Origin of the sequence: Georgenia satyanarayanai (assembly GCF_023715365.1) — a bacterium.
Lineage (GTDB): Bacteria > Actinomycetota > Actinomycetes > Actinomycetales > Actinomycetaceae > Oceanitalea > Oceanitalea satyanarayanai_B.
In genome coordinates this window covers 57,586-68,650 of the sequence record NZ_JAMBNZ010000015.1, presented here as the reverse complement: position 1 = coordinate 68,650, position 11,065 = coordinate 57,586, and the positions used below count along the sequence as shown (strand labels likewise).

General features: G+C 72.0%; 10 protein-coding genes and 1 tRNA gene. 7 read left to right on the top strand and 4 right to left on the bottom strand.

Annotated features, from left to right (window positions below):
• Positions 1-1,636: HNH endonuclease signature motif containing protein (locus M3148_RS15215; RefSeq protein ID WP_251305571.1), on the top strand; the 1,636-nt coding region annotated here is incomplete at its 5' end.
• Here M3148_RS15215 and M3148_RS15210 read toward each other — a convergent pair.
• A complete protein-coding gene (locus M3148_RS15210) occupies positions 1,633-1,848 on the bottom strand; it encodes a glycoside hydrolase family 15 protein (protein ID WP_308203259.1) in 216 nt (71 codons plus the stop codon). The two genes, M3148_RS15215 and M3148_RS15210, sit on opposite strands and share 4 nt — an antisense overlap.
• 94 nt (positions 1,849-1,942) lie before the next feature.
• Between M3148_RS15210 and M3148_RS15205 the strand changes: the two genes are divergently transcribed.
• Positions 1,943-2,374: a GNAT family N-acetyltransferase gene (locus M3148_RS15205; protein ID WP_251305570.1), complete on the top strand. Its 432-nt coding sequence runs from the start codon at positions 1,943-1,945 to the stop codon at positions 2,372-2,374.
• An 86-nt stretch (positions 2,375-2,460) separates the two neighbouring features.
• On the opposite strand, the gene M3148_RS15200 is transcribed toward M3148_RS15205, so the two are convergent.
• From M3148_RS15200 to M3148_RS15190, 3 genes are all read right to left on the bottom strand, one after another.
• Positions 2,461-3,477 carry a magnesium and cobalt transport protein CorA gene (locus M3148_RS15200; protein ID WP_251305578.1) on the bottom strand — a complete coding sequence of 339 codons (1,017 nt, stop codon included), beginning with the start codon at positions 3,475-3,477 and terminating at the stop codon, positions 2,461-2,463.
• 756 nt (positions 3,478-4,233) lie between these two features.
• Positions 4,234-4,797, bottom strand: a complete 564-nt coding sequence (locus M3148_RS15195) for a dihydrofolate reductase family protein (RefSeq protein ID WP_251305569.1) — start codon at positions 4,795-4,797, stop codon at positions 4,234-4,236.
• Between the two features lie 83 nt (positions 4,798-4,880).
• Positions 4,881-4,953, bottom strand: a tRNA-Arg gene (locus M3148_RS15190).
• A gap of 103 nt (positions 4,954-5,056) precedes the next feature.
• Between M3148_RS15190 and M3148_RS15185 the strand changes: the two genes are divergently transcribed.
• From M3148_RS15185 to M3148_RS15165, 5 genes are all read left to right on the top strand, one after another.
• Positions 5,057-6,661: a hypothetical protein gene (locus M3148_RS15185; protein WP_251305568.1), complete on the top strand. Its 1,605-nt coding sequence runs from the start codon at positions 5,057-5,059 to the stop codon at positions 6,659-6,661.
• Positions 6,658-8,160: a GTPase gene (locus M3148_RS15180; RefSeq protein WP_251305567.1), complete on the top strand. Its 1,503-nt coding sequence runs from the start codon at positions 6,658-6,660 to the stop codon at positions 8,158-8,160. Before M3148_RS15185 ends, M3148_RS15180 begins: the two co-directional genes overlap by 4 nt.
• Before the next feature lie 112 nt (positions 8,161-8,272).
• The gene (gene ssb, locus M3148_RS15175) at positions 8,273-8,776 is read left to right on the top strand and encodes a single-stranded DNA-binding protein (protein ID WP_251305566.1); all 504 of its coding nucleotides are present in this window, start codon (positions 8,273-8,275) and stop codon (positions 8,774-8,776) included.
• Between the two features lie 114 nt (positions 8,777-8,890).
• Complete coding sequence (ettA, locus tag M3148_RS15170; RefSeq protein ID WP_251305565.1) at positions 8,891-10,573, top strand: energy-dependent translational throttle protein EttA; 1,683 nt, start codon at positions 8,891-8,893, stop codon at positions 10,571-10,573.
• On the top strand, positions 10,573-11,037 hold the full coding sequence (locus tag M3148_RS15165; RefSeq protein ID WP_251305564.1) for an acyl-CoA thioesterase: 465 nt from the start codon (positions 10,573-10,575) through the stop codon (positions 11,035-11,037). Before ettA ends, M3148_RS15165 begins: the two co-directional genes overlap by 1 nt.
• Positions 11,038-11,065 lie beyond the last annotated feature (28 nt).

The following is an 11,065-nucleotide window of genomic DNA, read 5'->3' as shown; positions in this document are numbered from 1 at the left end:
CGACGCCCGCAAGGCCACGACGATCGTCTCGATGCTGGAGGACTACCCGGTCGAGATCGCCGTCCTGGTCCAGGACTCGGTTATCGACGACGCCGGCACCCAGACCCACAGCCAGCTCATCGAGGCCCTCAAGAAGGCCGTCATCGCCCTCAGCCACGACGACGCCGACCTCTTCCACGCCCGCGCCCGCGCCCGGCGGCGGGTCGAGCACCCCCGTCAGCTGCCCGACGGCATGGCCTGCATCCGCGCAGTCCTGCCCGCCACCGACGCCGCGGCCATCGACCTCGCGCTCCAGGCAGCCGCCCGTTCCGCCCAGGCCAGCGGCGATGACCGCACCCTCGACCAGCTCCGCGCCGACATCCTCTCCCTCATGGGCCACACCGCCCTCGAGCTCGGATACGTCGGACTACCACCAGGCACCACCCCGACCACCGAGCAGCCAGCACTCGAGCCGGTGCCCGACCGCCCGGCCACACTCGAGCCCATGCCCGGCGAACCGGCCGCACCAGAGCCCATGCCCGGCGAACCGGCCGCACCAGAGCCCATGCCCGGCGAACCGGCCGCACCAGAGCCCATGCCCGGCGAACCGGCCGCACCAGAGCCCATGCCCGGCCAACCGGCCCCACCAGAGTCGATGCCCGACCGGGTGGGGATACCTGAGCACGACCCGTCGCCGGCACCGATCGGCCCGTGGGACGACACGACGGTGCCGAGCACCGCAACGGTCGAGGAGGCTCCCGGCGCCGGCGCCCCTGTGGCGTTCCCGGGGCGGTGCACACCGGCCGCGGAGCAGGGCGACGCCGGCCGGCTCGCACCGCCGGGCTCCCCGGGTCCCGATCCGGCTCCTCCCGACCCACCCGACCACCGGCCTGAGGGGACAGGTGCGCCCACGGTCGGCTCCTCCACCACCGCAGCGCCACCCGAGCCGCCCGAGGATCCTTCGCCGCCCGGCAGTGCAGGCACCATCCCGCGCCGTTGGCACATGCCCGTGGGCCACATCGGCGGGCAGCGCGCCCAGATCCGCGTCCTCGTGCCGCTCTCGGTCCTGCTCCCGCCCGACATCGCCCGCCAGCTCGGCCTACCGGCCTCAAGGCCCGCCGACGGCTCCAGCGCGGAGCTCGCCCCGCTGCCCGAGGAGGACGCCATGCTCGCCTTCCTCAACCGCGAGCCCGCCGACGTCGCCGTCCTCGAGGGCTACGGCCCCATCTCCCCCGCCGTCGCCCGCGCGGCGGCGCTGGGCGGGACGTGGCGCCGGATCGTCACCGACCCACTCACCGGCACCGTCCTGGACCACGGACGCACCCGCTACCGGCCACCCAACGAGCTCGCCGAACTCATCCGACTACGCGACGGCACCTGCGTGCGCGCCGGCTGCACCCACACCGCCCGCCGCTGCCAGCTCGACCACACCGTCCCGTGGAACGCCGGAGGAACCACCTCCATGCTCGGCCTCGAGGACCTCTGCACCCACGACCACATCCTCAAGACCAGCGGCCAGTTCCAGCTCCGTCGCCTGGGCAGCGGCGCCTACGAGTGGGTCACCCCCAGCGGCCACATCTACCGCCGCCACCCCGGCGGCCGGGTCACCCGCGAGCGCCGCCGCCGGCAGCACTTCGCGGACTCTCCGACCTTCTAGGGTCGCCGGAGTTGGTCCGCGTCGCGGGCCGCCCGGATCGCGTCAGCGGCGCGGATGAGCCCCAGGTGGCTGAAGGCCTGGGGGAAGTTCCCCGCCAGGTGACCACTATCGGGGTCGTACTCCTCGGACAGAAGGCCCAGGTCACTGGAGTACCCGACAAGCAGGTCGAGGAGCGCCTCCTCGATGCGGGCGGCCGTCCCGAGCATGCGGATCGCACTGCTGGGAGTCCCCCGTGCGGATCCCTCTGTGGTGGCACGGTTCGACGTCGGGCGTCGGTGGACGACTCACGCCTCTACATTGGTCGACATGCACACCGCAGGGATCACCGTGGAAGCGTCGCCGGCGCTCAGCATGGACGAGGTCGAAGCGCTCTACCGTGAGGTTGGCTGGACGACGTACGCCGACGATGTCGTGACACTCGAGGCAGCTCTGGCCGGCTCGTCACACGTCGTGGCGGCTCGGCGCGATGGGCGCCTCATCGGGCTGGCGCGAGTGATCTCTGACGGAGCCACCATTTGCTACCTGCAAGACGTACTCGTTCACCCTGACGCCCAGCGGGCCGGTGTGGGTCGCGCCCTTGTCCTCGCCGCCTTGGAACCGTACGGCTCGGTTCGCCAGAAGGTCCTGCTGACCGATGACGAGCCCGGGCAACGCGCCTTCTACGAGTCCCTGGGGTACGAGGAAACCCGAGACCACGGCGCTGGCTCCCTGCGAGCATTCGTTCGCTTCGACGGCTGATCGGCGAAAGCTCGGGTGTGGGGCGCCGATGCCCCCCGCGGTGGTTACTCACGCGGTCACCCGGCCTCGGCCGGACCACGACGTTCCTAGAGCCAGTGGTGCCTCTTGAAGACGGTGTACAAAACCACGCCTAGTACGACCATGGCGAGCAGTGCAAAGGGGTAGCCGTAGGCCCAGCCAAGCTCCGGCATGTGGTTGAAGTTCATGCCGTAGATCGTCCCGACCAGGGTGGGGGCAAAGAGGATCGCTGCCCACGAGGAGATTCGTTTGACCTCCTCGCTCTGCTGGTAGCTGGCCTCGGTGACGCGGCGCATCTCCTCGTTCTGTTGCTGTGCCACCAGGGTGGCATTGACCGTCAGGGCGTTCTGCAGCAGGCTGCGGAAGGCGTCGGCGCGTTCGACCACGCGCAGGGTGTGGTCGTGGACGTCGCGGAGCCGGTGCCGTAGCTCCACGTCCACCTCGTGAGCGTCGAAGCCACGCTCGAGGTCCTCGAGCATGCCCACGAGTGGGTGGGTGGCGCGTTGGAAAGCCATCACCTCTCGGGAGAGTTCGTAGATGCGACGTGAGACGGTCGGGTCGCTGTCGAAGAGCTGGTCCTCGATCTCGTCGATGTCGTTCTCAAGTCCGGCTACTACCGGGCCGTACTGGTCCACGACCTCGTCGAGGATCGCGTAGAGCACCGCCTCGGGACCGAGGCGGAGAGTAGCCGGGTCGTCCTCGAGGCGGCGCCGGACCCGGCCCAGGTCCGGTGACTCGGCATGTCTGACCGTGACGACGAAGCCGGGGCCGGTGAAGACGTGCAGCTCCCCGAACTCGACCTCCTCGACGTCCTCGAGGTACCGGGCGGGGCGCAGGACGGTGAACAGGGTGTGGCCGTAGCGTTCCAGTTTGGGCCGTTGGTGGGCCTTGTTGGTGTCTTCTTGGGCGAGCTCGTGCAGGCCGAACTCGCCGGCGATGGCGCTGACCTCCTCGGGTGTGGGGCGGTAGAGCCCCACCCAGGCCATGCCACCGTGCTGGTGGAGCAGCTCAAAGGTCTGCTCCAGGGTGTGCGGTGTCGCGGCCCGTTGCCCGTCGACGTAGATGACGTTGTCCACGACTCCCATGAAGAGTGCTCCCTTGTAGGCCATGTGGATGAAGCGTTCAGCGATCGCGGCGTGCCTGCGGACGATGACCGTGTCCTTCGGGGACAGGATCGTCCCGCTGACCTTTCTGCGGAACCCCAGTTTGTGTCTCGTGCCAGATCTGGCGGAGCCTCGAGACCTGACCCGACGGTAGTAGGTTGCGTCGCGCTAGGCGGGCGGGGACGTCGGTCCCGACTGGCCGGCGCTCCGTCGTCGTCGACATCGGCCACGGTGAGCTGCTCGACTCGGTCGAGCTAGCCGAGGTCGGGGAGGGGGACCACCTCACCATGGCCGTGAGCATCATGGCGTCCACGCTCGAAAACGGTGGGGCAGTGCTCGACGCGGACAGTGCCGGCCCGTACTCCGACCTGGCTCGGCCGGAGGATCCCTACGGCCGGGCCTCGAGTCGGCGGCAGGCCTCGAGGACGCCGTGATCGTCGGTGGCACCTACGAGTCCCCGAGCGGAGTCGGCCTCAGCTTCCGCGTCCAGCGCGGAGAGGACATGGTCCTGAGCGAGCCCCTCGGTGTCGCGACCGAGCCCCTCGACATCGACGGGGGCGAGGGGTGGACCTTCGGTGGGCCTCGTGGAGCTTCACCGCGGACTCCGTGACCGCCGACCGCGAGTGCGGCGTCCCAGTCGTCGCGCAGCCCACCGGCACCGACGTGCCGCCGTGGCCGGAGGGGGACGCGGAGTACCTCTCCACGACCGTCCTCAGCCGGCTGCTGGCCACCTGCTCGTCAGGCGTTCCGCACCGCGTAGCGGACGTAGACCACCCCGCTGTCGAAGCGGCGCTGGTCCAGCAGCGCGAGGTCCAGGCACATGCCCCGCGGGAGCGCCGGCTTGCCGCCGCCGACGGCCACGGGGTACAGGAGGAGCACGCACTCGTCGACCAGGCCGTGCCGGAACGCCTCGGCCCCGATGGTCGCGCCGCCGATGCTCAGGTCCGCGCTGGAGTCGGTCTTCAGTCGTCGTACCGCCTTGGGCTCGAACCGCCGCTCGACCCTCGTCCGCGCCGTCGTCACCTCGTCGAGGGTCGAGGAGTAGACGACCTTGTCGGCGTCGCGCCAGATCTGCGCGTACTCACGGACGACGGCCGGCTCGTCCGCGAGCCAGTCATCGTCCTCCCAGACACGCATCGTCTCGTACATGCGACGGCCGTAGAGCGAGGTGCCGATGCCGCGCTCGTGCTCGTTCCAGAACGCGTGCACCGCCTCGTCCGGCTCCGACCAGTCGAAGGCGCCGGTCTCGTCCTCGAGGTAGCCGTCGAGGGAGACGTTGGCTGCGTAGATGAGCTTGCCCATGGGTGCCTCCAGGGCGTGACGGGGCTCCAGCGTCCAGCGGCGGGCAGACGCCGTCAAGAGCGCGGCGCAGGAGATGTCAGGGGCGCCCCAGGCAGGACTCGAACCTGCAACCTACGGATTAGAAGGCCGTTGCTCTATCCATTGAGCTACTGGGGCCCGGCAAACCGGCAGGCCCAACGGTAGTGCCTCCCGGCGACACGCACCCCGACACGTGACGTCCAGGCTTGGTCTGCCCCTGCTGACCAGGGAGGATGGAGGCGTGACCACCGCCCCCGACACCCGCGATGCCCACTCGGCACGTCATGTGCGGGGCCGGTCACCGATTCTCGACGTCGTCACCGACCTTCTCGACGACGTCACCTCCGCCCGCTTCCCCCTCGACCTGCCCGGTGCCGATGCGCTGCGCGAGCTGCGCGACCGGGTCGAGACGCAGATCGGTGCCCACCTGCTGCCGCGCCTCAAGCGCGACGCTGGGCCCGCCGTCGTCGTCCTCGGCGGCTCGACCGGCGCGGGGAAGTCGACGCTCGTCAACTCCGTCGTCGGCCGCGAGATCTCCGACGCGGGCGTCATCCGGCCGACGACGATCAGCCCAGTCCTCGCCGTCCGCCCCGAGGACACCTGGCTCGTCACCGAGCACCCGATCACCGAGCTCGCCGACGTCGTCCCCGACGACGGCGTGCCGCCCGGCCTGGCCCTCCTCGACGCGCCGGACCTCGACTCCGTCCTCGAGGGCAACCGCACCCTGGCCAACCTCCTCCTCGAGACGGCCGACCTGTGGCTCTTCGTCACCACCGCCGCGCGCTACGGCGACGCCGTGCCGTGGCGGGTGCTGCGCCAGGCGCAGGAGCGCGGCATCACGGTCGCCGTCCTCCTCAACCGGGTCCCGCGCCGGGTACTTCCCGAGGTGCGGGCCGACCTCATGCGCCGGATGACCGACCTCGGGCTCGGGGAGGCCCCGCTCTTCGTCGTGGCGGACGTGGGCCCGCACGAGGGGCTGCTCCCGGCCGACGTCGTCGAGCCCGTCCGCACGTGGCTCGCGCTCCTCGGTGGCCGCAACACCGCCCGCGGCGTCGTGCGCCGCACCACGCAGGGCGTGTGGGGCACGCTGCGCGAGGAGCTGCTGCGCCTGGCCGACGGCATCACCGAGCAGGCCATGGCCGCCGGCACGCTGCGCTCCAGGGCACAGCACGCCGTCGAGGAGGCCGCCGACGCACTCGTCTCGCGCCTGCGCACCGGCGTCGCCACCCAGGGCGCCCCTACCACCCGCTGGCTGTCCGCGGCCAGCACCGGTGGCGTGCTCGCCCCGCTCACCGGTGACGTCTCCCGGATCCGCAAGGGCTGGCGGGGTGGCGGCACACGCGACCGCAGCCGCGCCGCCGTCGCCATCGGGGCCGAGACCCGCCAGGCGCTCGCCCCGCTCCTCGTCGACGCCGCGGCGGACGCCGCCGCGGACCTGCGTCGCGCCTGGTCCGAGCCCGGCCGCGGCGGCGCGGACCTCCTCGTGCCCGACGACGGCGCACGCGACTCCCGCGCCGCCTCCGCCGTCGCCGCCTGGGCCGGCCGCACCGACGCGCTCGCCGAGCGGGTGCTCGGGGACTCCGCGCGCGTGCTCGACGCCGCCGGGCTCAGCGGCATGCTCCAGGCGGCCGCCGCCGGTCTCGAGGGTGCCGCCCGCGCCGTCCGGGCGCTCGTGCCCGACGAGGACGTCGTCGCGACGGTGGCCGAGGACCTCCACGAGACCGCCGCCGGCGTGGTCCGTGATGAGGCCGGCCCCGCCCTCGACCGCCTCGCCGCCCTCGGGCTGCGCAGCGAGGCCGGTGCCGGTCTGCGGCTGCGGGCCAGTGAGCTGAGAGGACACCAATGAGGCACCACGGCGCCCACGCCGCTCCCGCCCGCGACGACGAGCGGCTGAGCACGCACGTCCAGCGGATCTCCACGGCGCTCGAGCAGGCCGGTGACGAGGTCGCCCCCGAGCTCGTCGCCGCCTCCCTCGCCGACATCGCCCAGGTGGAGAAGCGGCTCGCGCTCGGCGTGGACCGCACGGTCGTCGCGCTCGTCGGTGGCACGGGCTCGGGCAAGTCCTCCCTGTTCAACGCGATCTCCGGGCTGCGTTTCGCCGACGTCGGCGCGATCCGCCCCACCACCGACCGGGCCGCCGCGTGCGTGTGGGGCGGCTCGGCCACCGAGCTGCTCGACTTCCTCGAGGTCTCCGAGCACCGCCGCATCGGCCGCGAGAGCGTCCTGGACGCCGACGAGGAGCAGGCCCTGCACGGGCTCGTGCTCCTCGACATGCCCGACCACGACTCCGTCGCGGAGGCGCACGCCGACCAGGTTGACCGGCTGCTGCCGCTCGTCGACATGCTCATCTGGGTGGTCGACCCCCAGAAGTACGCCGACCACGCCCTCCATGACCGCTACCTGCGTGCCCTGGCCGACCGCCAGGAGGCCATGCTCGTCCTCGTCAACCAGGTCGACACCCTCCCCGCGGGCGCCGTGCCGCGGGTGGTCGAGTCGGTCCGGGACCTGCTGCGTGCCGACGGCCTGGGCGGCGTCGAGGTCATCACCACCTCCGCCGTCACCGGGCAGGGCATCGCGGACGTGCGGGAGATCCTCGCGCTCACCGTGGCGCGGTCCTCGACCGCCGCCCGCACCGCCGAGGCGGAGATCGGGGCCGTCGCCCGCAGGTTGCGCGCCGCCGTCGGGCAGGACGAGCCGGCCCTCGGCACCTCCGAGGTGGCAGCGGCCGCCGGTGAGCTGAGCCGCGCCGCCGGGGTCGGCTCCGTCGCGGACTCGGTGCGGGCCGCCGTCGTGCGGGTGCGGTCCAGCGCGTTGGCCCATCCCGAGCCGCCGGCTACCGGTGCCGTCGAGGCCGTGCGGGGGCGCTGGCTCGCGGCCGCGACCGCCGGCCTGCCCGAGCGGTGGGAGCGTGCCGTGACGCAGGCCGTGCCCTCCGCGGAGTCGCTGCGCGAGTCCGTGTCCTCCGCCGTCGGCGGCGTGCCGCTGCCCGAGGTGCGCCGGCCGGGACTGCTCGCGCTGCAGGTGGGCGGCATCGTCCTGGCCGCGCTCGGCGTGCTCGCCCTCGTCCTCGGTGCCGCCGGCGCCCTCGGGGCGGGTGACCTGCCCGGCGGAGTGCTCCTCGGCGTCGGGGCCGGGCTGCTCGTGCTCGGCGCCGCGGGCGTCGTCGTGGCGCGGGTGTCACGCGGCTCCCAGGGCGAGCGGGCGGCGGCACGCTACCGCCAGGAGGTGGAGGAGCGGGTCGGTGAGGTCGTGCGCGGCGAGCTCGCGGCGCCGACTGTTGCCGTCCTCGAACGGCACCGGACCCTGCGCCTCGCGCTGGACGCGGCTGCCGCACAGGGCGGCTGAGCGAGGCCACCGTCCACAGTCGGCCCCCTCGCCGCTCCCGGGTGACGGCGCCGCGCGGCATCGTCGTGCTCGACGCCGGCACCCCGCCGGCCCCGAGCCAGGGAGCACTGCGATGAGCGACACCAACCAGATCACCGTCCGCGGACGCGTGGGGACCGATCCGGAGATCGTCATCACGACCAACGACAGGGAGGTGACGAGGTTCCGGCTCGCCTGCACCCGCAGCTACCGGGACTCCGCCAGCGGCGAGTGGAGGGAGACCGGCACCGAGTGGTTCACCGTCAAGACCTGGGGACCGAACGGCAAGGTCGTGCAGCGCTCGATCCGCCGCGGCATGCCGGTCCTTGTCCAGGGCATCTTGAGCTCCGAGGAGTGGGCCGGGCCGGAGCGCACGAGCCACACCAACGTCATCACCGCCGGTGTCATCGCCGTCGACATCAAGTACGGCCTCGTCACCTACGCGAAGGTCATCGAGCAGGCACCGGCGGAGGCCTTCGCCGCGGGAGGGACGGCGCCGGGGACGGACGAGGAGCGGGACCCGGAGGACGGCGGCGCACCCGTGGGGGAGGGCCTGGAGCCCTCGGACCCGTGGGAGAAGGCGCCTGTCGAGGCGTGATCGCCTGCAGCGAAGGCCACACCGGCGGCAGACGACGACCGGGCGGCCGTGGCCTACCCTGGAGGACGCAAGTGGCCGGGGGTCCGGCCCGCATCCTCGAGCACTGGGAGAGTTGTGGCCGAGTACATCTACTCGATGGTCAGGGCACGCAAGGCGCACGGTGACAAGGTCATCCTCGACGACGTCTCCATGTCCTTCCTGCCCGGCGCCAAGATCGGCATGGTCGGTCCGAACGGCGCGGGCAAGTCGACGATCCTCAAGATCATGGCCGGGCTCGAGCAGCCCTCGAACGGTGAGGCGCGGCTGAGCCCGGGCTACTCCGTCGGCATCCTCCTGCAGGAGCCGCCGCTCGACGAGACGAAGAACGTGCTGGAGAACGTCCAGGACGGCGTCTCGGAGATCAAGGCCAAGCTCGACCGCTTCAACGCCATCGGCGAGGAGATGGCGAACCCCGACGCCGACTTCGACGCGCTCATGGCCGAGATGGGCACCCTCCAGGGTGAGATCGACGCCGCCAACGCGTGGGACCTCGACTCTCAGCTCGAGCAGGCGATGGACGCGCTGCGCCTGCCGCCGCCCGACGCGGACGTCTCCGTCCTGTCCGGTGGCGAGCGGCGCCGCGTCGCGCTGTGCAAGCTGCTCCTCGAGGCGCCGGACCTCCTGCTCCTCGACGAGCCCACCAACCACCTCGATGCCGAGTCGGTGCTCTGGCTCGAGCAGCACCTGGCCAAGTACGCCGGCGCCGTCATCGCCGTCACCCACGACCGGTACTTCCTCGACCACGTCGCCGAGTGGATCGCCGAGGTCGACCGCGGGCGCCTCTACCCCTACGAGGGCAACTACTCCACCTACCTGGAGAAGAAGGCCTCGCGCCTGGAGGTCCAGGGCAAGAAGGACGCCAAGCTCCAGAAGCGCCTCCGGGACGAGCTCGAGTGGGTCCGTTCCTCCGCCAAGGGCCGCCAGGCCAAGTCCAAGGCACGTCTGGCGCGCTACGAGGAGATGGCCGCCGAGGCCGACCGCATGCGCAAGCTCGACTTCGAGGAGATCCAGATCCCGCCGGGCCCGCGCCTGGGCTCGGTCGTCATCGACGCCAAGAACCTCGAGAAGGGCTTCGGGGACCGCACCCTCATCGACGGGCTGTCCTTCTCCCTGCCGCCCAACGGCATCGTCGGGGTCATCGGTCCCAACGGCGTCGGCAAGACAACCCTCTTCAAGACGATCGTCGGCCTCGAGCCGCTCGACGGCGGTGACCTCAAGGTCGGGGAGACCGTGAAGATCTCCTACGTCGACCAGTCCCGCGAGGGCCTGGACCCGAAGAAGACGCTGTGGGAGGTCGTGTCCGACGGCCTGGACTTCATCCAGGTCGGCAAGGTCGAGATCCCCTCGCGCGCCTACGTCTCGCAGTTCGGTTTCAAGGGCGCCGACCAGCAGAAGCCGGCCGGCGTGCTCTCCGGTGGTGAGCGCAACCGCCTCAATCTCGCGCTCACGCTCAAGCAGGGCGGCAACCTCCTGCTCCTCGACGAGCCGACGAACGACCTCGACGTCGAGACCCTCGGCTCGCTGGAGAACGCGCTGCTCGAGTTCCCCGGCTGCGCCGTCGTCGTCTCCCACGACCGGTGGTTCCTCGACCGCGTCGCCACCCACATCCTCGCCTGGGAGGGCACCGAGGAGAACCCGGCGAACTGGTACTGGTTCGAGGGCAACTTCGCCTCCTACGAGGAGAACAAGGTCGCCCGGCTGGGGCCCGACGCCGCGCGCCCCAGCCGCATGAGCTACCGCAAGCTCACGCGCGACTGATGGCCCGGCTGACCGTTCCCGTCAAGCTCCGCTGGTCGGACATCGACGGCTACGGGCACGTCAACAACGCGGCGATGCTCACCCTCCTCGAGGAGGCCCGCATCGCCGCGTTCTGGGCGAGCCCGGAGGACCCGGACGTTCCCGGCGGCAGGATCCTCGCCGCTGGGGACGGCGCCCAGACGGCCACCTTCATCGCCCACCAGGAGATCGAGTACCTCGCGCCGCTGGAGTACACGACGGCGCCGATCCAGGTGGAGATGTGGCTGGCCCGGATGGGCGGGGCCAGCATCGACGTCTGCTACGAGGTGCCCGGGCCCGAGGGCGCGGCCGTGCGGGCGATGACGACGCTCGTGCTCGTGGACCGCACCACCGGCCGCCCGCGCCGCATCACCGACGACGAGCGCGCCGCCTGGTCCGAGCTCGTCGAGGAGCCGGTCACCTTCCGCCGCAACCTCACCCGCTGAGCCGCCGGGCGAGATCCAGCTGTCGCCG

What these genes read in the sequence shown, in the direction of transcription:
- M3148_RS15205 (WP_251305570.1), top strand. Translation starts at nt 1,943, where the DNA reads ATGCACACCGCAGGGATCACCGTGGAAGCGTCGCCGGCGCTCAGCATG.
- M3148_RS15200 (WP_251305578.1), bottom strand. Translation starts at nt 3,477, where the DNA reads ATGGGAGTCGTGGACAACGTCATCTACGTCGACGGGCAACGGGCCGCG.
- M3148_RS15195 (WP_251305569.1), bottom strand. Translation starts at nt 4,797, where the DNA reads ATGGGCAAGCTCATCTACGCAGCCAACGTCTCCCTCGACGGCTACCTC.
- M3148_RS15180 (WP_251305567.1), top strand. Translation starts at nt 6,658, where the DNA reads ATGAGGCACCACGGCGCCCACGCCGCTCCCGCCCGCGACGACGAGCGG.
- ssb (WP_251305566.1), top strand. Translation starts at nt 8,273, where the DNA reads ATGAGCGACACCAACCAGATCACCGTCCGCGGACGCGTGGGGACCGAT.
- M3148_RS15165 (WP_251305564.1), top strand. Translation starts at nt 10,573, where the DNA reads ATGGCCCGGCTGACCGTTCCCGTCAAGCTCCGCTGGTCGGACATCGAC.